This window comes from Paenibacillus sp. FSL K6-1096, assembly GCF_037977055.1.
Lineage (GTDB): Bacteria > Bacillota > Bacilli > Paenibacillales > Paenibacillaceae > Paenibacillus_AQ.
Genome location: NZ_CP150274.1, coordinates 898541 through 920001, shown reverse-complemented (window position 1 = coordinate 920001; position 21461 = coordinate 898541). Strand labels below are relative to the sequence as shown.

The window sequence follows — 21461 nt, the reverse complement described above, 5'->3', positions numbered from 1 at the left end:
CCGGCTTATGTATCATTTCAATTGAAGGAGAGATACAACGATGGAGCGGAGCTTGAGTGAGAACAAGGCGGCTGCCACCCTGCGCAGAAGAGAGCCTGTACACCTGCTGACTGAACTGAAGGCTATTCTGTACCTGATCCCGTTCCTGATCCCGTTCACGGTATTCTATCTGTGGCCGGTGATCCGCGGAGCCTGGATGAGCCTGCATGTGTGGGGCATTCAAGGGATGCAGAAATATGTGGCTCTGGCGAACTATACGAAAATTCTGAAGAATCCGGATTTCTATGCTTATCTGTGGAACTCGTTCTATTTCGTGCTGCTGTGCGCCCCCACGGTGATCATCCTGGGGCTGCTGCTTGCACTGATCATCAATCAGAGAATCTGGCTGCGGACCGTGATCCGCTCGGTGTTCTTCCTGCCGTATGTCCTGTCCGTCTCCGTGGTCAGCTTCATCTGGCTGCGGCTGCTGGATGCGAAGAACGGTCCGGTGAATGCAGCCTTACATATGCTGGGCATCAACGCGGACATTAACTGGCTTACGGATCACCGGTTCGTGTGGTGGGCAATTACCCTGGCAACCGACTGGTGGAGTGTCGGCTTCGTCATGGTGCTGTTCCTGGCCGGGCTGCAGGAGATTCCCACCGACCATTATGAAGCGGCGAAGATCGACGGCGCGAACGCGTGGCAGAGATTCTGGGGCATTACCCTGCCGGGGCTGTCCAGTGTGATGAAGATCCAGATCTTTTATCAGATTATCAACTGTCTCAAGCTGTTCGGCCAGGTGCAGATTATGACCGGCGGCGGGCCGGGCGATTCCACCAATACGATGATCCGCTACATTTATGTCACCGGCTTCAAGAAAGACATGTTCGGCCTGGCGGCGGCGCAATCCATCATCTTCTGCATCATCATGCTGCTGATCGCTGTCATTCAATTCAAGGTCACTGACCGCAAGAACGGATAGGGGAGGAGAAGGTTCATGAAAAAGCTTGCTTTGAATGCTGTTGCCATTCTGCTGGCGCTGCTGTTTATTTTTCCGCTGATCTGGATGTTTCTCACCTCCTTGAAGCCTGATGGTGTGAACGTCTATACGGTGGCCGACTGGGTCGACTGGTCCGATCTCAATACAGATAACTATATCAAGGTCATCCGGGACTCGCAGATTCTGCTCTGGACCTGGAACAGTCTGGTGATTGGCGTCCTCACGACCGTAATTTCCATTCTGATCAGCTCGCTGGCGGCGTTCTCGTTCTCCAAGCTGCCGTTCCGCACGCGTGGCATCTTCTATGTGCTGATGGTCTCGGGCCTGCTGATTCCGACGGAAGCGATTCTGATCCCGCTCTATGAAACAGCGCTGCATCTGGAGCTGATTGATACCCTGTGGGCCATTGTGTTGCCGGGGCTGACCAACCCGATCGGCATTCTGCTGCTGAAGCAGTTCATGGACGGCGTGCCTAAGGACTATATCGAAGCTGCACAGATGGACGGCAGCCGCAGCCTGCGGCTCTGGTGGAGTATCTGTCTGCCGCTGACGCGCTCGGCGATGGTGTCTGTAGGGATTTTCTTTTTCATCCTCTCGTGGAACAATTTCCTCTGGCCTTACCTGGCGATTACCTCGGAGGAGAATATGATTCTGTCGGCAGGGCTGCCTACCTTTTTGTCGAATAATAATATGTCGCTCAATCTGATCATGACAGCCAGCGCCCTGGCGGCGATTCCGACGATCATTGTGTTCATCCTGCTTCAGCGCCATATTGTCCAGGGGGTAGCGATGTCGGGCGTCAAGGGCTGACTCTTAAGACAGACAGGAAAGGACTACTGATGCGAATCTCTCATGAGCAATCTGCGGGGCCCCTGCGGCTGCGCCTGAGATCCCGAATAAGTCAAATGAAGAGCAGCATGCGCTATAAGTGGATGCTGCTCCTTGTTCTGTTCTCCTTGACACCGCTGGTGGTCATGGGGATTATTTCTTTTGCCATCTCCAAATCAACCATTAACCACAAGGCCACTGAATATTCCGAGCATCTGCTCTACCAGACCGCCGACAATCTGGACACGCGCCTGGGGATCTACAAGGATATGATGATGCAGGTGCTGAACAATAACGAGATTGTGGGGATGCTGCGGACACTGGACCAGACCGGTCCGGCCAGCTATGATGTGGACAGTCTCTCGCTGACGACGAAGCTGTCCACGATTGTGGCGATTAACCAGGATGTACAGTCGATCTCCTTCGTCTCTGCGCGGCATTATATCAAAGGCATCTACCGCTGGAGCACGCGCACGCCTGCCGAGGTGGAGCCGTTCCTTACGACCCTTGAGGGCGGCAGCAATTTCCGCTGGTATCCGACCCGCTACGGGACTTATGTGGATAGCCTCAATTCGCAGAGCACCCATGTGTTCTCGGTCGCCAAGCAGCTCTACAAAATATCCGATGACAGCCCCCTGAAGATTGTAGCCGTGCTGGATATCCGCGAGGAAGTGATCAAGGAGCTGATCTCGAAGGCGGTCAGCAACAACCGTGATCTGCAGAGCTTCGTGATGGACGGCGCGGGCAGGCTGGTCTCCTACCCGGACAGCCGGCTGATCGGCCGGAGTGTGAGCGAGGTGCTGGGACAGGCCGGCTATGAGCAGCTTCTGCATACGGGCACGGAGGAGACACGGTTTCCCCTGGCGTACAAGGGCGACAGCCTGATCGTCAACGCCAAGAAGCTGCATACCAATGACTGGGTGGTGGTCAACGTCATCTCCAAGGCGGCGCTGTATCAGGATTCCAACCGTCTGCTGCAGATTTTTATCTTCGTCGGGCTGCTCTGCATTGTGTTCTCGGTTATCGCTGCCCTGGTGCTGGCGAACTCGATTACGAACCCGATTCTGAAAATGATCCGGCTGATGCGCCAGGTCATGTCCGGCGAGCTCAGCGTGCGCTACAAAGCCAAAAGCCGGCATGATGAAATCGACATCCTCGGTGACAATTTTAACGCGATGGTTGTACAGCTCGACGGATTGCTGAAAGCGGTGTATCTGGAGCAGGACCAGAAGCGGATGGCAGAACTGAAAGCTCTGCAGGCGCAGATCAACCCGCATTTTCTGTACAATACGCTTGATATTATTAAATGGACGGCACTCATTCAGAAGGCTAATAACGCGGCTGAGATGGTCAGCCTGCTGTCTCGCCTGCTCAGGATCAGCCTGGGGCGGGGGGAAGAGACGGTTACGGTGGAGGAAGAGATCGAGCATGTGCAGTGTTATCTGGGGATTCAGAAATTCCGCTTCAACTTCAATATCGACACTGTGGTTGAGATGGACGAGGACGTCCGCCGCCTGCATACACCGAAGCTGATTCTTCAGCCGATTGTGGAGAACGCGATCATTCATGCTTTTGGCGAGATGGAGTCCGGCGGTATGATCCGCATCACCTGCACCAAGGCGCCGGGCAATCTGTTGTGGTTCGAGGTCACTGACAACGGCAAGGGCATGGAACCGGCGCTGGCTAGCAGTCTGCTGGACGGGGAAGCGCGGGAGGAAGAGAAGCCGGGAGGCATCGGGCTGGCGAATGTGGACGAGCGGATCAAGCTGATCTGCGGCAAAATGTACGGGCTGGACCTGCGCAGTGAACCGGGAAAAGGAACGTCGATCCGGATCAAGCTGCCGCTCATCACAGATGATACAAGGGGGAACCGCTGATATGTACCGGGTCATTATCGTAGAAGATGAATTTATCGTGAGATATGGCATCCGGTCAATGATTGAATGGGACGCCATTGGGATGGAGGTTGCCGGGGAGGCTTCCAACGGCCGGGAGGCGCTGGAGCTGATGGCCGCCGGACTGCCCGACATCCTGATTACGGATATCAAAATGCCCGTCATGGACGGCATTGAACTGATTGCGGAGGTGCGGAAGCTGTCCCCGGACCTGAAGATCCTGATCCTGAGCAATCTGGAGGATTTCCAGTATGCCAAGGAAGCGATCAGGCACAGTGTATCCGATTATATTATCAAGTCGGATATGATGCCGCGTGACTTCGAGCAGGTGCTGCTGAAGCTGAAGCAGGGTCTGGATGAGGCGCTGAAGCCTGCGCCGGTCCAGGCCGGGCCTGTGCAGGCGGAGCCGGTGCATAAGGAGGCCATCCTGCAGGAGCTGCTGGAGCGTGGGGCGGCCCACGGGCTGGCTGCCGGCCATGACGCTCTGATTCAGGCGGGGCTGGCCGGGGTGGAGCCGCTCTATCTGCTGCATGTGGTGATGACAGGCAGCGGTATTGAGCGGGGTTATGCCCAGGGGGCAGCCGCCATCCGCAGTATAATGGCCGGGCTCTGGCAGAATTCTGCCCTTGGTTATGAGCTGGTCCCTGACAGGCAGGGCGCCGTTCAACTGATCGTGACTGCCGGGGCGGGCAGGCAGCCGGACGGCCCTGCTGTTCCCGGGCGCTTGCTGAGCTTGGGGGAACAGCTCATTCAGCACTTGAGCGGACAATACGGCTGGACAGTAACCATTGGGGTCAGCGGGCCTATCGGGCAGTGGGGAGCGCTCAAGGAAGCTTATGAAGAGGCAGCCGGGGCTGCCGGGATGAGGCTGTTCCTGGGCACCGGGCGTGTACTGGTGCACGGGAGCGGGGAGCTGCCTGCGCAAGGAGGGCCGGAGGCAACGCAGCTTCAATCGCTTCAGATCAGCAGCCTGCAGATTCAGTCCATGGTCTATGCGTTTCAGTCCAGAGAGCTGGAAGCGTATCTGGAGCAGCTATTCGGGCAGCTTGCCGTGCGCCGGGATGCGGAGCTGGTGCAGATTATTACGCTGGAGCTGCTGATGATCTTAACCACCCTGTGGCCCGATGTCTCGAAGGATGCCGAGCAGGTGCTGGAGCTGAAGAAGCGGTATTTCGACGAGCTGTCGAGGCTGGAGACGCTGGAAGAGAACCAGCTGTGGTTCCTGCAGGCTTTTCAGGCGCTGGTTGCGCATATGAAAGAGATGTATAACAGCGACCGTAACAGTATCATTAAGGCCACCCAGTATATTCAGCAGTATTATCATCAGGAAATCACGCTGCAGTCGATCAGCCGTCTGGTCCATCTCAGCAAGAACTATTTCGCCAATCTGTTCCGCAAAGAAGTCGGAGAGAGCTTCCTCGAATATCTGACCCGCATCCGCATTGAGAAGGCCAAGACGCTGCTGACAGGAGAGCTGAAGGCTGGCGATGTAGGCAGCCTGGTTGGTATCCAGGACCCGAAATACTTCTCCAAGGTGTTCAAAAAAATCACCGGTGTATCTCCCTCGGAATATCGTGCACTGGCCCGGAAGGAGCAGTGAGGGTAGTCTTGGGCGGAACTAAATGCGAACGCTTACAATATTTAGGCGGCGGGGAGGGGATGGACTGCAAACCATGCCTCTCCCTTTTGTATTGACAAAATAGAGCACCTTAGTGATAATGATAATTGTTATCAAATAAATACATACCAACTGGGGAGACAAGAGATATGAGAAAAGGGTTACACGTACTAATGATTATGATGGCATTTGTCCTGGTGCTGGCAGGTTGCGGTAATGCAGCTACCACATCAGAACCGAGTAAAGATACTGCTTCCGGCGGTGCGCCTGCTGAAGAGACTGCTGGTCCGATTACGGTGCAGCATAAGCGTGGAGAGTTTACACTGGACAAGCCCGCTGTACGTGTTGTCACGCTGGAATGGACGTATACAGAGGATGTTGTTGCCCTGGGGGTTCAGCCTGTCGGCAATGCCGATAATGCTAATTATAAAGTGTATGTAACTAGTGAAGCTGCTCTTGATGACAGCGTAACCGATATCGGAACACGCAGTGAACCGAATATGGAGGCGATTGCTGCACTCAAGCCGGATCTGATTATCGCGAATGCGGACAACAATAAGAATGTGTATGATCAGTTGAACGCAATTGCGCCAACGCTGGAATTTGATCCATACGACGGTGAAGGTTATACCTATGAGAAGATGACGACCATTTTTAATACCATTGCAGCGGCTCTGGGCAAGGAAGATAAAGCGAAGGAAGTGTTGAGCGGTCTGGATCAGCACTATGCCGATGCCAATGCAAAGCTGGCTGCAGCCGGTAAAGAAAATTTCCACTATGCTTTGACCCAGGCATTCACCTATCAAAACGCGGCTTCCTTGCGTATGTTCTCGGATAACTCGGTCGTCGCAGGTACCCTGAGCAAGATCGGCATGATCAATGATTGGCAGCCGGAGAAGCTGGAAAATTACGGTTTCTCTACTGTAGGGATCGAATCCTTATCCGCTGTACAGGACAGTAATTTTATCTATATTACACAACCGGATGATGATGTGTTTGGAGCGGCGATGAAAAATAATTCGGTATGGAACGGGTTGAACTTTGTGAAGGAAAACCGTACGTACCAGTTGGGCAGTACAACATGGACCTTTGGCGGACCGGTTTCTTCCAAAGTGCTGGTTGACGGTGTAGTTGAGGCGATTACCAAATGAGCTCGCTTCAAGGAGCCAAGCCAGCCGTGAGCTGGCGTATGTTAAGCATCTATGGGGGCGGTCTGACCGCCCTTATCGTGCTTTTTTTTGTAAGCTTATGTTATGGTGAGGCCGCCATTTCCTTGCATGACGTCTGGGGTGCGCTTACGAACAGACAAGGAACGCTTGAGCATAATATGGTCTGGGATTTGCGTATGCCGCGTACCGTTATTGGCATCCTTGCCGGTGGAGCACTTGCTGTTGCCGGAGCATTGCTGCAGACGATTACGCGAAACCCGCTGTCTGCGTCAGACACGCTTGGGATCAATGCCGGGGCTTACTTTGTCGTTGTGCTCGGTGCTATACTTTTCCCGGGTGTACTCAGCCAGTCGCCATTTCTTTTTGCTGCCATGGGTGGCCTGTTTGCTGCGTTTGCCGCTTATTTTATGGGGGGCGGACGGAAATCCACTCCGGTAAGGCTGGCATTATCCGGTATGATTGTGTCGATGATCCTTGGTTCATTTACGAGCGCATTACATATTTTTTACTCCATGGAGACACAGGGATTATTTCTGTGGGGCTCAGGAACACTTGTTCAAAATGACTGGACGGGTGTCAAATATGCCTGGCCATGGGTGATGGGAGTAACGCTGCTGGCGCTGCTTCTGTCTAAGCAATGGGATATGCTGGAGCTGGATGAATCTACTGCTTCCTCTCTCGGCCAGCGAGTTGCACTTGCACGGGCGGGTGGACTCATCATTGCGGTTATTCTGGCTGCTGTGATTGTCAGTGTCATTGGACCCATCGGCTTCGTCGGTCTGGTCGCTCCGCATCTGGTCCGTCTGAGCGGTGTGCGCTCCAATCGGCTGTTGATTCCTGGCGTATTCATCTGGGGGGCAGCGCTGCTGGTTGGGGCGGATGTGCTTGCCAAAATGGTACACAACTCCAGCATGGAGCTGCCAACAGGTGCGGTTATGGCCATCATTGGTGCGCCTTGGCTCATTTGGCTGGTGCTTACCCGCATGAAAGCCGGGAATGGCGGCGGCATGACAACATCGATGAGCACTGGCGGACGTGTGCGCCGCTTCGCCTTCATGCCGCTGGCTATTCTTTTCTCAGCGATTACGATTCTGTTGCTGTTGCTTAGTACCATGTTTGGCGGAATGCGTATTCCTCTGGCTGAACTGCTGCCGAGCCTGTTCCAGTCCGATGGCATGTTCTCTACACTTGTGCAGCTTCGCATCCCCCGTACGCTGGTGGCTGCAGGGGCAGGGGCTGCACTCGCCATCAGCGGTGTACTGATTCAGATGGCAGTGCGCAATCCGCTTGCGGATGCTTCCATTGTCGGAGTATCCTCGGGTGCAGGGCTGGGAGCCATGATGGTGTTCATCCTCTGGCCCGGTCTGCCGACGTATATACTGCCTGTTGCAGCGATCGCGGGCGCTGCCATTGCGGCAGCCGTTGTATTTTCGCTCTCATGGAAAAAAGACTTGAATCCATCCGCAGTTGTACTGCTGGGGATTGCCATGTCAGCTATAGCCGGCGCGGGCATTCAAATTCTGATTGTACGCGGAGCCGTCTACGGCAGCAGCGGCTACATCTGGCTCACAGGCAGTACGTATGCCCGCACATGGGAACAGGTCAAGGTCATTGGCCTATTCCTGCTGATTCTGATTCCGGTCGCCTGGTGGCTTGCCCGCAGATTCGAACTGCTGGTGTTTGATGATATCAGCGCTTCCGGGCTTGGTATGAACGTACGGCGTACCCGCCTGCTCGCGATGGCTACCGGTGTTTTGCTTGCGGCTGGTGCCGTCGCTTGTGTAGGTACGGTCGGCTTTATCGGTCTGATTGCACCGCATATGGTCCGGCTGTTAACAGGCCACAAGCTGAGACAGTCCATGTTCCTGTCGGCACTGGCCGGGGCCGTGCTGCTGGTGCTCGCCGATACGATAGGCAGAACGGTAATGGCTCCAACCGAAATACCGTCAGGTATTCTGATTGCCATCATCGGCACGCCATATTTCCTGTACCTGATGTACCGTTCGAACTGGCGCAAAGCGGTCAAATAAAACAGCACAAAACCCTAGTTTCATACCTTACCGCATGAAAGTGGGCTATACGGTGATGAAATCAATGTTTTCCGCCCGGCCGCGTGCCGGGTGGCCTGCCCTCCGGCCTGCCTTATTGTCTGCTGCGCTCCTGTTAGGCCTGCTCCTGATCACCGGCTGCTCGGACTACTCATCTGTGCGTCCTGAGCCGCCGGAGCGAAGAGCACCGGTTACGGTGTCCTTCTGGAATCCGTTTGGGGGAGGGGAAGGCGAGTTCGTCGAGCGGATTATCCGGGACTATAATGCTTCGCAGGCTGAAGTGTTCGTTAAGCAGCTCAGGCTGGAATCGAACGAATATTATGTGCGGCTCCGCACTGCTCTGTCCTTCGGCAAAGGGCCGGATGTGGCGGTTATCCATGCCGACCGGCTGTCGCCGTTCATTAAGGCGCAGCAGCTCATTCCGCTGAATGATCTGGCAGCACAGGCAGGACTCCAGTTCAACCACATCAGGGAACAAAATCTCAAGGATGTCAGCTACGAAGGGCAATATTACGCGGTGCCGCTGGATACTCATTATCACCTGCTCTATTACAACAAAGGCATCCTGTCTGAGGCCGGCGTCTTATCTGCTGACGGACAGCCGCTGCTGGAAGCGAATACACCAGAGGGATTCATCCGCCTGCTGCGGCAGATCGCGGAGCGGGTGCAGGGGGTACAGGCTATGGCGGTCAATACGCCCTACTTCCAGGAATCCTTCCTCGATCTGTATTATCAGGCGGGCGGGGACCTGCTCAGCGGGGACGGCAAGCGGGCAGCCGTCTATAATGAGAAGTCCGTGCAGGTGCTGAGCTTCTATCAGCGGCTGTTTGACGAGGGATTAAGCGATCTGAATGATAATACGCCTTGGGATTCTTTTGACCGGGGACAGGCGGGCCTGTGGTTCGGCGGAGTATGGGAAGCAGGTCATCATCTGGACAATAAGGCGCTGGATATCGGCATGATGCCGCTTCCGCCCGTCTTCGGCAGCAACGGCCAGTGGGGAAGCTCCCACACGCTTGTGATCCCAACCTATGTGAACGGTGAACAGCGCGAGGCTGCCATGGACTTCATGAAATATTTCTCGGAGGTGGGCGGAATGATCTGGGGCGAAGCAGGACATGTCCCGGCCAATCTTACGGTTGTAAAGAGTCCGGTGTACCGTGCGCTGCCTTACCGCGAGCAGTTCCTCCAGGCCAGAGATCAGGTGAAATCCGCTCCGCAGACGGATAAATATGCTGCTCTGTTCACAGCGCTGTCAGAGGAATTGCAGCATATTGTCCGCAGCCGGGCCCAGCCGGAGGCCGGACTCCGCAAGCTGGAGGCGCGGCTGAATGAGATTCTGGCGAACTAGGAGATCAGCTCCGGGACCGGGCAGAAGCGGGGGTTCGCGGCGCACATCGCTTTGGTGAATTCCGGCCGTGTCTGCTTCAGCACAGTGAAATAACTCCGGATGACATGGTTCAGCTCGGGGCTGCCATTCTGGAAGGACAAGGATTTAAGCGTTTTAACATGTGTGTAATAGTATTTGGTATTCTGCTTGGGCACCTTGAAGACGGTTGGCGGGACATACGTAGTAACGTCAAACACATTAGCATAACGGTAGCTGCTGCGGACATACCTGCTGAAGGCTCTGGCAAAATCCGGGTCGCCGACGCGCGGGGAACCGTAAGTATACAGCCTGGGGACGGAGAAGGCCGAATTGGCCGCGATATCCAGCGCACACAGGGTTGCGAGCGCCCCTCCCAGGCTGTGGCCCGTTACATATAGCGTCTTCTCCGGGGATAAGGTGGCAAGCACGGAGAGAATGTCATCCCTGGCGGAAGCATAGATGTCGGTGAAGCCCCTGTGCGTCAGGCAGGGGTCTTTGATGTATTTAAATTTTTCTTGCGCGGCATTGATGTTGGAGAGCCAGTCATTGGTGGAGATGCTGCCGCGCCAGGCCACGACAATCTCCTGCGTTGATTCCAGAATGAAGCCGAACAGCTCCCACACATTCCCCATCGATTTCGCCTGGAAGCTGCGCACGGCCGAGAAGCCCTCCGGGACCACGAACGTACCCTCTGCATTGTCGAATTGGACATAAGTCTGCCCGCAGACCGCCGCCAGAAAAATCGCCCACTCCGCTTCACCTGTCATGGTAGTCATTTTCGCATCCCGCCTTTCTTTTCTATCTGTGTATGATGGGAAGGCGGGATTGGTGCCTAGCGGGCAGCGGGAGCCAGCATTAGAGAAACATCAGCCATTCGCAATGGCTTCGAAATCCACCTGTGTCAGCTGCCGGGAGACCTCCCACAGTCTGGATGCGGCAGCCCGGTCCAGCGCCTGCGGTGCCATCTTGCCGGGCTTCGGCAAGCCCCTCGTCTCTGAGAGTCTGCCGGGACCGTAATAGACTCCGGCCTTGGCCTCCGGTGAGGTGGCGGCAAACAGTGCCGGAAGTGCGCCTTGGGCCGCCGGCTGGAACAAGATGGGTCCAAGCAGCCTGCGGAGAATACCGGGAGCGCTGTTTGGTCCCGCCCCGTTCAGCAGCAGGTCCGTACGTGATATACCCGGATGAACCGGTAGGCTCAGCAGGTTCCATCCGGCCAGGTCACTGCGGCGCTGTAGCTCCAGAGCGAACATAATCATCGCTATTTTGGATTGGGCGTAAGACTGCCCGGCATGATAACGGCGTTCAAATTGCAGGTCGTCAAAATGAATAGAGCCATTCCGGTGGGCAATACTGCTCAGACTGACCACCCGCGGCTCCTTTGCTTTGCGCAGCAAGGGCATCAGGTACGCCGTGAGCGCGAAGTGTCCAAGGTAATTCGTACCGAATTGCAGCTCGAACCCGTCTGCGGTGACTTGGCGTTCAGGAGGAGTCATGACTCCGGCATTGTTAATCAGAAGATCAAGACTGCGCCGCTGAGCGTTCAATCTTGTGCCGAATGCCTGCACTGAAGCCAGACTGGCCAGATCCAGCACCTCAAAACGTATGTTGGCTGAAGGAACGCTGGCGGATATCCTTTTCACCGCCTCAGCTCCCTTCGCCGGATTCCGGCCTGCCAGGATAACCTCTGCCCCGTGCCGCGCCAATTCAAGCGCAGTTTCGTAGCCGAGTCCTCCTGTACCGGTAACAACGGCCGAACGCCCCCGCTGGGAAGGGATCTGGGCAGCCGTCCATTTTGGGAATTTGTCCATTTGATGTTCTCTCCTTTGTTTGTCCGTCAGGTGCTTCAATATATAGTTGACCCGCCGTTTGTTATACTCCATGCTAATACTTAGAGATTTATCGAAGTCAAGCCGTCTTTAAAAACCGATGGTGAGGTGAAAGCTGGTGTACAGTATTAATGAGGTAGCTGCGATTTGTGAGGTAACGGCGCATACGCTCCGCTTTTATGATAAGGAGGGGCTAATGCCCTTTGTTGGACGCAATGAGGCAGGGAACCGCATCTTCTCGGAGGGGGATCTGCTTCTGGTTAAGGTCATCTGCTGCCTGAAAAACACCGGTATGCCTATTAAAGAGATTAAAACGTACATTGAACTGGTAATGGAAGGAGACAGCACCCGGGAAACGCGGCGCGGGATGATGGTTGCGCACCGGAAGGAAGTGCTGCGGCAGATGGAGGAACTCAAGAAAAGCCTGAACATTATTGATCTCAAGGTGGCCATGTACGAGACCCATAATATGGACCTGCTGCGGGAGATTTAGGGCTGGACAGTTAGAGTTATCTCTAACGGATTGACAGATGAATGTAACCCAGAATAAGACGCAACGAAAGTGTGTTGGAACCAAAGGAGTAATCGAAATGGTTGAGGAACGTATCCCACTAGGGGAGATAAGCATTAACGCTAAGTATTCTTTACAAGACAAGCCGGTCATCCTGTTGCTTCATTTCAGCGGCGGAAATCTGCATATGTGGGAGGGAATTCTTCCGCTGCTGGAGCAGGATTACAGCATTATTGCCCCGGATCTGCGGGGACATGGCCGGTCGGACAAGCCGGAGAGCGGTTATCATATTGATGAGATGGCGGAGGATATGTATCAGGTACTGAGGCATTTGCAGGTGGACAAGTGCCACGTAGTAGGAAGCTCCATGGGAGCACAGGTAGCGGTCAGTCTGGCAGCAGCCCATCCGGAGCTTGTATTATCCCTGGTGTGTGAAGGCGCGCTTTATAATGAATTCGGCCAATATGGTATATTTAACGGCACGGCGGAAGAGGTGGAGCAGAGGAAGGCGCAGCTCCGGGCAGAACTGGAGGAATGGAAGGAGCCGGGTTATGCCAGCGTTGAATCGTATGTGGCCGAGCAGCGGGCTGAGCTGACAGCAGAGGGTCTGTGGAATGATTATTTCTGTGCGTTCTATACACATAGCCTGGATCAGCATCAGGGCGGCAAGTATAGCTCTTGTTATCCGCACCGTGTCAGAATCGAATACATTATGAAGTATTGGGAGCTGTCCTTTGAACACTATTATCAGAACATACAATGTCCGGTCCTGTTTCTGCCCAGCGAAGCGGAGTGCAATGATGAACGGGTCCTCAGCAGTATGAATGCCTTCGCAGAGCTGCTGGACAGCTATGAAATTGCGAAGATTCCGGATTCGCTTCATGCGTATGTATGGATGCAGCTGCCGGTTAAGGCGGGCCAGGCGGTTCGGGATTTCCTCACCCAGCAGCGCTAACCTTGGCAATACATACATAAGCCCGGTTCATGAGATAGCTCCCGAACCGGGCTTTGCACATTTACTCGCTTACATCCGTCTCTTCCACTTGCCGGTCCGGCAGCTGGGACACATAGCTGTCGGACATCCGCAGCAGCTCCAGCGCCCGGTTGAACTCATCCTCTGTGGATTGAAGGAGGTCGGTTCCGTCACCGGACAGCGTATAATGCTGGCCGTCCTCGAAGCCGCTGCCGGAGAGGAACAGCTCCTCATTATTGACGAATGATCCGGTAGGCAGGTAATAGCGCTGCGGCAGCAGGTTATATGCGGTCTGATTGAGCAGATCCTGGCCGAAATGGATATGGTAGTCCAGCGGGACCCCCAGCAGATTGGCCACGGTCGGCAGAATGTCCACCTGGCCGCCTAACTGCTCCTTCAGTGCCGGTGTGGTAACACCGGTGGCTGAGATCATCAGCGGAATATTAATCAGGTCGCGCTCATTATACTCATGCTCCAGAATCTCCTGCAGCAGAACCTTATCCGCTTCCTTCAGCGAGAAGATCGGGAGTCCCCGGTGGTCGCCGTAGAGCACGATGACGCTGTTGTCCCACACCCCGCTGCGCTTAAGTTCATCTATGAACTGGCCCAGGGCATAATCGGCATAATTCTCCGCCCGGATGTAGTCGCCGACCAGCGTCCCCTCATACCGTTCCGGCAGGGTCATCTTGTATTTGTCCTCCGGGATGGAGAACGGATTATGCGAGGACATCGAGATGACATGGGCATAGAACGGCTGGCTGCTCTGATCCATCCGGGCCAGCTCCGCAGCGGTTTTGCGGTACAGAACTTCATCCGATGACCCGTAGAAGACGGTATCCTCTTCCCCGAAGTAGGCCTTGTCATAATAACGGTTGAAGCCAAGCGCCTTATACAGCTCCCCGCGGTTCCAGAACTCCACATTGTTCGTATGGAAGGTCGCGGTATCATAGCCCTGGGCCTCCAGCAGCTTCGGCAGACTCGGCAGCTCCTTCGGAGCATAGATCTGGGTTGCCGCACCATCCGGCGGAACATAATAGGAGGTATTGACAATGAATTCGGCATCCGAGGTATTCCCCTGGCCGACCTGCTGTACGAAGCGCGGGAAGTAGAAGCTTCCGGCCGCCAGCTTGTTCAGGTTAGGCGTGATTTCGGTTCCGTCCACCGACAGGTTGATCAGGAAGTTCTGGAGCGACTCCATTTGCAGGATAATCAGATTCTTGCCCTTGGCGGCTCCGAACATCACCGGCTGGGCAACCGGCTGAATCCCCTTGGTCTTGTCAATGCCGGGCTGGGAGATCTCCGAACGGTCTATCGGCTCCTCCTCTGATGTGTCTAGCAGGGCATAGGCTTCATAATTGAGAATCCCCATCTGCTCCGCCTTGACATTCTCATTCATGCTGGCCTTGTTCGGAAAAATATTCAGCATACACATCACGAGCGAAATACAGAACAGCACAGCGACAGCCTTACGGTTGCTGCGGCGGGACATGGAGTGCTTCCAGGCCAGCGCTTTTTTCCGGCGGAGCATGATGAAGCCAATGATAATGATGTCCACGAAAATAAGCATATATTGCGGGTGAATAACAGCGAATATACTCTTTTTGACCGCACCCACCTGCTTGACCTGGCCGAATACCTGGGAGGTTGCGATCATACCAAAATGATTATGATAGACAATAAGAGAGAAGAAGAGCACGGTAATCAGCAGATTGACGAGCAGATAGATGGCGACCTTGTGCTTCGTGGCGAACCATTCGATCAGGCAGAACAGCATCAGCACGAAGGGAATTTCCTTCAGCCAGGTGGTCCAGGTCGGGCCGTCCTCGAACAGGTAATACCAGGCGAAATAGCTCTTCACCAGCATGATCAGCGAGAAGAATAATATCGATCGTTTGCTAAGCGGGCGTGAATCCTTGTAAGGCATTGCGTATACGCATCCTTTTCTATATAATTCATTAATTCTATTACATGGCCGAGTTCAAAATCAACCAGGTTTGTAGGCATTCCGGTGAAAAATAGGTGTAAAATTGTAGCATTTGCGTTATCCTCAAAAGAGCAATCGAGAAAACAAGAATCCATGAAAATACACGCAGGAGGATATTGGAATGAGCAAGCATGATCATTTGCAGGTGCAGCCGCTGAGTGAGGTGCAGCATCTGAAGGTCCATGGCAGAACAACCGGGGAGCTTAACCCTCTGACTCTATTCTGGACAGGCAGTGCCATCGAAGTGAATGTCCGCGCAGCGGAGCTGTGGCTTGAAGTGGAGTCCGGTTATGATCATCACGAATCCTGGATCAGTATAGTGATCAACTCCGTACCGGTCAGCAGACAGATGGTGAATGCCGGACGGCACTGGATCTGTGTATTCCGGGGCATGAATCCCGAACGTGTGAAGAATATCCGCATCGTAAAAGAAGTCCAGGCGATGAACGGTGATCCCGGCGCCTATCTTCAGTTCCATGCCGTGCGGACTGACGGCGTGTTCCTTCCGGTGGAAGCAAAGCCTTACCGGCTGGAGTTCATCGGCGACAGCATCACCTCCGGGGAGGGTGTGCTCGGAGCCAAGGCAGAAGAAGACTGGATTCCGGCCTGGTTCAGCGGCGTCCATAATTATACGGCGCTGACGGCTGCGGCTGTGGATGCGGAATACCGGGTGGTTTCACAGAGCGGCTGGGGGGTGCTCTCCAGTTGGGATAATAATCCTAAGGGCAATATTCCTGACATCTACGAGGAGGTCTGCGGCCTGCTGACTGGACACCAGAATGAAAGGCTTGGTGCGCATGAGCCGAATGATTTTGCCGCCTGGCAGCCTGATGTGGTCGTAGTCAACCTGGGTACGAATGATGATGGAGCCTTCCACTCCCCGGAATGGAAGGATGAGGCGGACGGCCGGGTCTATAAACAGCGGCTGAATGAGGATGGAAGCTATCATGAAGCGGACCTGGCTGCTTTCGAGGCGGCGGTTACGCGGTTCCTGGCGAAGCTGAGAGCCTGTAATCCTGATGCGCACATTCTCTGGGTGTATGGAATGCTGGGCCTCTCGCTGATGCCGGCGATCTACCGTGCCGTGGATGCCCATACCCGGGCCACAAGCGATAAGAACGTCTCAGTATTCCAGCTGCCGAATGTGACTGAGGAGACGATGGGCGCACGCACCCATCCGGGCCTGCTGGCGCACCAGCAGACCGCACAGGAATTGAGCGGTTATATCAAAGGGCTGCTGTAGGAGGCAAGTGCAGTGAATTCTTTTGTATTGTTAATGATTGCCATTGTAAGTGAAGTGTTCGGCAGCTCCATGCTTAAGGCCTCAAACGGGTTCAAGAAGCTGCTTCCTTCGCTTGCGGTCATCGCCGGCATGGGGCTGGCGTTCTTCTGCCTGTCGCTGGCGCTGAAAGAGATCCCCCTTGGGACAGCTTATGCCATCTGGTCGGGAGTGGGAACGGCATTAACCGCCATGGTTGGCGTGCTGGTCTATAAGGAACACTTGAATATCAAAAAAATAGCCGGATTAATCCTCGTCATCGGCGGCGTGGTTCTTCTGAAGCTGTCTACGGGGGTGTAAGAGATGAGAGGTTATCTGGCGCTAAGTATCGCCATTATTTCGGAAATCTTCGGTACGACCATGCTAAAGCTCTCTAGCGGATTCAGTAATGTGCTGCCGTCCATCGGTGTGGTGATTGGCATGGGCCTTGCTTTTTACAGCTTGTCTATCAGTCTGAGAACCATCCCGCTGAGCTTGGCCTATGCGATCTGGTCTGGTGTGGGAACGGCGCTGACAGCGCTGATCGGCATCCTTGTCTGGCATGATCCGTTCAACCTGCTGACCGGCCTCAGTCTGCTGATCATCATCGGGGGGCTGGTGCTGTTGAATTCCTCAGACTCTGCGCAGCAGCAGACAGTGAACGAAGGGCAAGCCGCGGAATAAGAATGCTGTCCCGTCAAGAGCTTCGTTTCTGGTGCATGTACAGCCCCTTGCGGTTCAACTGCAGCTCCTTAGAGATCAGAAGCAGGATGAGTTCCTCCATCGCGGATAAAGTGGCAATGGTGCAGACCACTATGGTCCAACCCTCCAGATTGACATAAGGAAGCAGCAAGGGTGTCAGGAATAAAAGGAGTCCGGCCAGCTTGTTGCCGTAGGTATGGATGCTGCCGTAGGTTCTGAATTTGCACATTGCTGTCAGGATGGAAGCGAGCCGGATCATGGCGATCACCAGCACCCACAGGCCGAGGCCAAGGGTTAGCCCCAGGAATGGATACAGAGTATAGAGGGCAGTGCCTGCCAGCGTCATGTCAGCTGCGGAATCGAGCTTGGCGCCGAGGCGGGTTACTGTTCCTGTCTTACGGGCAATGGGGCCGTCCAGCATATCAGTGATGCCGCACAGCATGTAGACGAGCGTGAAGGCCGGGCCGAGCGGCTCGAAACAGAGCAGCAGCAAGGCCAGCCCAATCCGGCTAAGTGTGATGCAGTTAGGTAGCAGCTTCATTTCCGCCTCCTTATTCTAAACCTGGACCGGTGGCTTTTAACTATTGCATATGTCTCATTATCCCCCAATCGCCGCTGATTGTCTGTGAGCATCCGTTAATCTGGTGCACCAACTGTCGGATCCGGCTTCGGTATCCCTGTTACTCTGGTTATGAGGAAAGGAGGACAGATATGAATCCTATCGAAAATATGAACGCAGCGCTCGCTTATATTGAAGATCATCTGGAGGATGAGGTGGATGTCCGTGAGGCTGCCCGGCGCGCGTTATGCTCGGAGTATCACTTTACGCGGATGTTCTCCTTTCTGGCGGGTATCCCGCTGTCCGAATATATCCGCCGCAGACGTCTTACTCTGGCCGCCTTCAAGCTCCAAAGCAGCCGCCGGCGGATCATTGATATCGCCCTGGAGTATGGCTACAGCTCACCGGATGCGTTCACCAAGGCGTTCCAGCAGGTTCATGGGGTCACGCCGTCTGAAGCCAGAAGCATGGGGACTCCGCTGAAATCCTTTCCTCGGATGACCTTTCAGTTAACGATCAGAGGAGGCAGTGAAATGAATTACCGTATGGAAGAGAAAGAGGCTTTCCGCATTGTTGGTCTGAAGAAAAGAGTACCGATCCAGTTCAACGGGGTAAACCCGGAGATCACTGCGATGTGGCAGAGTCTGAGCATGGAGATGATTACGGAGCTGAAGCAGCTGTCTAATATCTCTCCGGCCGGCATGATCAGCGCATCGGTGAATTTCTCCGCGGGGCGGATGCAGGAGCAGGGGGAGCTGGACCACTACATTGGAGTGGCGACCACGCAGGAATGTCCTCCGTCCTATGCTGTGCTTGAGGTCCCTGCGTTGACCTGGGCTGTGTTTGAAGCGGTAGGGCCCTTCCCGGACACGCTCCAGAACATCTGGGGCCGGATCTATTCGGAGTGGTTCCCGTCTTCAAGTTACGAGTTGGTGGAGGGCCCGGAAATCCTGTGGAATGAGAGCAAGGACACTACTTCACCTGATTACCGGAGTGAGATCTGGATTCCGGTGCGGGAAGTGAAACGCGGATAAGCGCATGGTCCAGGCATGGCAGGCGTTTGAATATTGATTACAGATAAATGAATAAATATACACAACATACTGCATACGCCTGCGAGCGTACATCTCCAGTCCGATCCCAAGGGATCGGATTTCTGTTTGAATAAGGGGTGGGAGCAGCAACCGGACGGAGCAGCTGTAAGTTTATATTCAGTTTAAACAAGTCGGTTACCATCCTAATACAAACCGTTGCTCTAGGAGGAATGCAGTATGAAGTACACACAAACAGCGCAGCCGGGCGGCACCTATGCTATTGAAGCCCAAGGCCTGGCCAAAATCTTCGGCACCCACCGCGCCGTCGATGGAGTCAATCTCAAGGTAGGCACAGGAATGATCTATGGCGTCCTGGGTCCAAACGGGGCGGGGAAGACGACCGTCATCCGGATGCTGGCCACCCTGCTGCGGCCGGATGCAGGCTCAGCGCGGATCTTCGGGCATGATGTGGTCAAGGAACCGCATATCGTGCGCCAGCTGATCGGAGTCACCGGCCAATATGCCTCAGTGGATGAGTCGCTGAGTGCGACAGAGAACCTGGTGATCTTCTCCCGGCTGAACGGACTGGGGCGGGCGGAGGCGCGAAGCAAGGCGGCAGAGCTGCTTGAGGAATTCGGCTTGGCGGACGCGGCCAAGCGCCCGCTGAAGAATTTCTCGGGCGGGATGCGCCGGCGGCTGGACCTGGCGGCCAGTCTGATTGCGCAGCCGCCGCTGATTTTTCTGGATGAGCCGACTACGGGACTTGACCCGCGTACACGCAACCAGATGTGGGAGACGATCCGCCGGCTGGTGAAGACCGGATCAACCGTCTTGTTGACGACACAATATCTTGAAGAGGCGGACCAGTTGGCTGACCGGATTGCCGTGATTGATACCGGCAAGGTGGTTGCGGAGGGGACGGTTGATGAGCTGAAGGGTTCGGTCGGCCATTCTACGCTGCATCTGAAGGTGGCGAATCCGCAGGACATGGCGGAGGCCCGCCGGATGATCGAGCAGGTGCTCCAGGTCCGGTCGAATCTGTCGGCTGAAGCGGCCAAGATTATTGCGCCGATGGGCAATGTAGACCGGGTAACCGACTTGCTGCTTGCGTTTCGCGATGCCGGAATTCCGCTGCTGGAGATGAGTGTGCAGAAGCCGACGCTGGATGAAGTCTTCCTGACCCTGACAGGTCACGGCGTGAAGACAGAGGAGAATACGGAACAGATTACAGATCAGGCAAAGAAAAAGGAGGGTGTGCTGGCATGAGTACTATATTGAAGCCGGGGGCAGAACGTAATCTGAGCCATCGGGCCAGCTTCGGCCAGGCGGTACGCAATTCTTTGACGATGGCCTACCGGGGCCTGCTCCGCATCCGGCGGACACCTGAGCAATTGTTCGATGTAACCTTCCAGCCGATCCTGTTCACGCTAATGTTCACGTATATCTTCGGCGGCGCAATCGCCGGGGATGTCGCCAGCTATCTCCCGGTCATCATCCCCGGAATTCTCGTACAGACCGTAATTACCACCTCAATCGTCACCGGCGTCCAGCTGCGGGAGGATATGGAGAAGGGGGTATTCGACCGCTTCAAGTCGCTGCCGATTGCCCGGATTGCCCCGCTGGCGGGTGCGCTGCTGGCCGACACCATCCGTTATACCATCGCAACGGTATTGACCTTCGTGATGGGTTATCTCATGGGCCTGCGGCCTGAAGGCGGGTTGGGCGGTGTTGCACTTGCTTCGGTGCTGGTTATCGGCTGTTCCTGGGCGATCAGCTGGATCTTCGCCTTCTTCGGCGTCATTGCCCGCACGGCATCCAGTGTCCAGGGCATCTCAATGATCGTATTATTCCCGCTCACCTTCCTCTCGAATGCCTTCGTGCCGGTGGATACGATGCCGAAGTGGCTGCAATGGTTCGTGAATGCGAATCCGGTCTCCCATCTCGTCTCCGCTGTGCGCGAGCTGGTCAATCAGGGGACGGCAGGCAGCGACCTGATCTACTCCTTGGTGGGAGCTATCGTGATTGTGGCGATCTTCGCACCCATCACCGTGCGCGCTTATATGCGCCGGACGTAATTTTCCTCATTAAGACGCCAACGGATGCAGGGATGCATGGGTTGGCGTCTTTTGTATTGTTGAGTAACTTATGGATTATGCCTGAGGCAAGAATGTAATCGAAAAACCGATCACAATGAGCAACCACGAAGCCAATGGGCCGAATGTACTCGGAATGGAATACATTCGAATAAAAGGTATCGATGCTCCCCATAGAACTCTATTCTATATCCCTCTATTTTTTAATCTTTTTCACTTTTTTTAATTATGGCAACCTCGTTATTAATAATTTTCACTTGATATGCAATAATTTTGTCAGCTTCAAACTTTTCACTTACTTCTTTACTGACAGAGTAGTTCTTTTTCGGATTGAGTGTAATTTTAAAATTATGATTTCCATTCTTCATTTTGAACTTCGCAATTTCTCCAACACTAATATTACTGTCGATAAATGAATTAACATGAGTTTCATCTTTTTCTTCAACTGTCACAACTACACTTTTCAAGAATAAAGGGCTGTTATTAGTGATTATCAAGTTATACTCTTCATCTGCTTTGGCATTTTTCGGAGACTCAGAGTTTCCATCGCATCCTGATAAGAAGGCTAAAGACACTAAAAGTACAGCGAACCTTTTATTCAAAGACATGTGC

The 21461-nt window shown here is 54.4% G+C and carries 20 protein-coding genes; 15 read left to right on the top strand and 5 right to left on the bottom strand.

What is annotated here, in order from left to right; translation table 11 throughout:
- Positions 1–40: 40 nt before the first annotated feature.
- The 7 genes from MHI24_RS04160 to MHI24_RS04130 all read left to right on the top strand — a co-directional run bounded on the left by MHI24_RS04160 (position 41) and on the right by MHI24_RS04130 (position 9891).
- On the top strand, positions 41–964 hold the full coding sequence (locus MHI24_RS04160) for a sugar ABC transporter permease (protein ID WP_340024310.1): 924 nt from the start codon (positions 41–43) through the stop codon (positions 962–964).
- Positions 965–979: 15 nt separating this feature from the next.
- Positions 980–1792: a carbohydrate ABC transporter permease gene (locus tag MHI24_RS04155; protein ID WP_340024309.1), complete on the top strand. Its 813-nt coding sequence runs from the start codon at positions 980–982 to the stop codon at positions 1790–1792.
- A gap of 107 nt (positions 1793–1899) precedes the next feature.
- The gene (locus MHI24_RS04150; protein ID WP_340024308.1) at positions 1900–3687 is read left to right on the top strand and encodes a sensor histidine kinase; all 1788 of its coding nucleotides are present in this window, start codon (positions 1900–1902) and stop codon (positions 3685–3687) included.
- Between the two features lies 1 nt (position 3688).
- Positions 3689–5305 (top strand): response regulator, encoded by a 1617-nt coding sequence (locus tag MHI24_RS04145; protein ID WP_340024307.1) that lies wholly within the window; start codon positions 3689–3691, stop codon positions 5303–5305.
- 167 nt (positions 5306–5472) lie between these two features.
- Entirely contained in the window at positions 5473–6474 is a 1002-nt protein-coding gene (locus MHI24_RS04140; protein ID WP_340024306.1) for an iron-siderophore ABC transporter substrate-binding protein, read from the top strand.
- Positions 6471–8522 carry an iron ABC transporter permease gene (locus MHI24_RS04135; RefSeq protein WP_340024305.1) on the top strand — a complete coding sequence of 684 codons (2052 nt, stop codon included), beginning with the start codon at positions 6471–6473 and terminating at the stop codon, positions 8520–8522. The genes MHI24_RS04140 and MHI24_RS04135 overlap by 4 nt, the downstream gene beginning before the upstream one ends.
- 55 nt (positions 8523–8577) lie before the next feature.
- The gene (locus MHI24_RS04130) at positions 8578–9891 is read left to right on the top strand and encodes an extracellular solute-binding protein (protein WP_340024304.1); all 1314 of its coding nucleotides are present in this window, start codon (positions 8578–8580) and stop codon (positions 9889–9891) included.
- On the opposite strand, the gene MHI24_RS04125 is transcribed toward MHI24_RS04130, so the two are convergent.
- Positions 9888–10685, bottom strand: a complete 798-nt coding sequence (locus tag MHI24_RS04125) for a lipase family protein (RefSeq protein WP_340024303.1) — start codon at positions 10683–10685, stop codon at positions 9888–9890. The two genes, MHI24_RS04130 and MHI24_RS04125, sit on opposite strands and share 4 nt — an antisense overlap.
- Positions 10686–10775: 90 nt before the next feature.
- Positions 10776–11717: an SDR family oxidoreductase gene (locus MHI24_RS04120; RefSeq protein ID WP_340024302.1), complete on the bottom strand. Its 942-nt coding sequence runs from the start codon at positions 11715–11717 to the stop codon at positions 10776–10778.
- A gap of 136 nt (positions 11718–11853) precedes the next feature.
- Between MHI24_RS04120 and MHI24_RS04115 the strand changes: the two genes are divergently transcribed.
- Positions 11854–12228 (top strand): MerR family transcriptional regulator, encoded by a 375-nt coding sequence (locus MHI24_RS04115; protein WP_340024301.1) that lies wholly within the window; start codon positions 11854–11856, stop codon positions 12226–12228.
- Between the two features lie 97 nt (positions 12229–12325).
- Positions 12326–13201, top strand: a complete 876-nt coding sequence (locus MHI24_RS04110) for an alpha/beta hydrolase (protein ID WP_340024300.1) — start codon at positions 12326–12328, stop codon at positions 13199–13201.
- A 61-nt stretch (positions 13202–13262) separates the two neighbouring features.
- Here the strand turns inward: MHI24_RS04110 and MHI24_RS04105 are convergent, their stop codons facing one another.
- Entirely contained in the window at positions 13263–15143 is a 1881-nt protein-coding gene (locus MHI24_RS04105; RefSeq protein WP_340024299.1) for an LTA synthase family protein, read from the bottom strand.
- A 181-nt stretch (positions 15144–15324) separates the two neighbouring features.
- Here MHI24_RS04105 and MHI24_RS04100 point away from each other — a divergent pair, with 181 nt between their 5' ends.
- Genes MHI24_RS04100 through MHI24_RS04090 form a run of 3 tightly spaced genes read left to right on the top strand, consistent with a single transcriptional unit; the run spans position 15325 to position 17145 of the window.
- Positions 15325–16446 (top strand): SGNH/GDSL hydrolase family protein, encoded by a 1122-nt coding sequence (locus MHI24_RS04100; protein ID WP_340024298.1) that lies wholly within the window; start codon positions 15325–15327, stop codon positions 16444–16446.
- 12 nt (positions 16447–16458) lie between these two features.
- Positions 16459–16782 (top strand): multidrug efflux SMR transporter, encoded by a 324-nt coding sequence (locus MHI24_RS04095; protein WP_340024297.1) that lies wholly within the window; start codon positions 16459–16461, stop codon positions 16780–16782.
- Between the two features lie 3 nt (positions 16783–16785).
- Entirely contained in the window at positions 16786–17145 is a 360-nt protein-coding gene (locus tag MHI24_RS04090) for a multidrug efflux SMR transporter (RefSeq protein ID WP_340024296.1), read from the top strand.
- A 13-nt stretch (positions 17146–17158) separates the two neighbouring features.
- On the opposite strand, the gene MHI24_RS04085 is transcribed toward MHI24_RS04090, so the two are convergent.
- Positions 17159–17704, bottom strand: a complete 546-nt coding sequence (locus MHI24_RS04085; RefSeq protein ID WP_340024295.1) for a CDP-alcohol phosphatidyltransferase family protein — start codon at positions 17702–17704, stop codon at positions 17159–17161.
- A 170-nt stretch (positions 17705–17874) separates the two neighbouring features.
- Here MHI24_RS04085 and MHI24_RS04080 point away from each other — a divergent pair, with 170 nt between their 5' ends.
- From MHI24_RS04080 to MHI24_RS04070, 3 genes are all read left to right on the top strand, one after another.
- Positions 17875–18756: an AraC family transcriptional regulator gene (locus MHI24_RS04080; protein WP_340024294.1), complete on the top strand. Its 882-nt coding sequence runs from the start codon at positions 17875–17877 to the stop codon at positions 18754–18756.
- Positions 18757–18993: 237 nt separating this feature from the next.
- Positions 18994–20022 carry an ATP-binding cassette domain-containing protein gene (locus tag MHI24_RS04075; RefSeq protein WP_340024293.1) on the top strand — a complete coding sequence of 343 codons (1029 nt, stop codon included), beginning with the start codon at positions 18994–18996 and terminating at the stop codon, positions 20020–20022.
- The gene (locus tag MHI24_RS04070; RefSeq protein WP_340024292.1) at positions 20019–20831 is read left to right on the top strand and encodes an ABC transporter permease; all 813 of its coding nucleotides are present in this window, start codon (positions 20019–20021) and stop codon (positions 20829–20831) included. The genes MHI24_RS04075 and MHI24_RS04070 overlap by 4 nt, the downstream gene beginning before the upstream one ends.
- Before the next feature lie 221 nt (positions 20832–21052).
- Here the strand turns inward: MHI24_RS04070 and MHI24_RS04065 are convergent, their stop codons facing one another.
- Entirely contained in the window at positions 21053–21457 is a 405-nt protein-coding gene (locus tag MHI24_RS04065; RefSeq protein WP_340024291.1) for a hypothetical protein, read from the bottom strand.
- Positions 21458–21461: the final 4 nt, after the last annotated feature.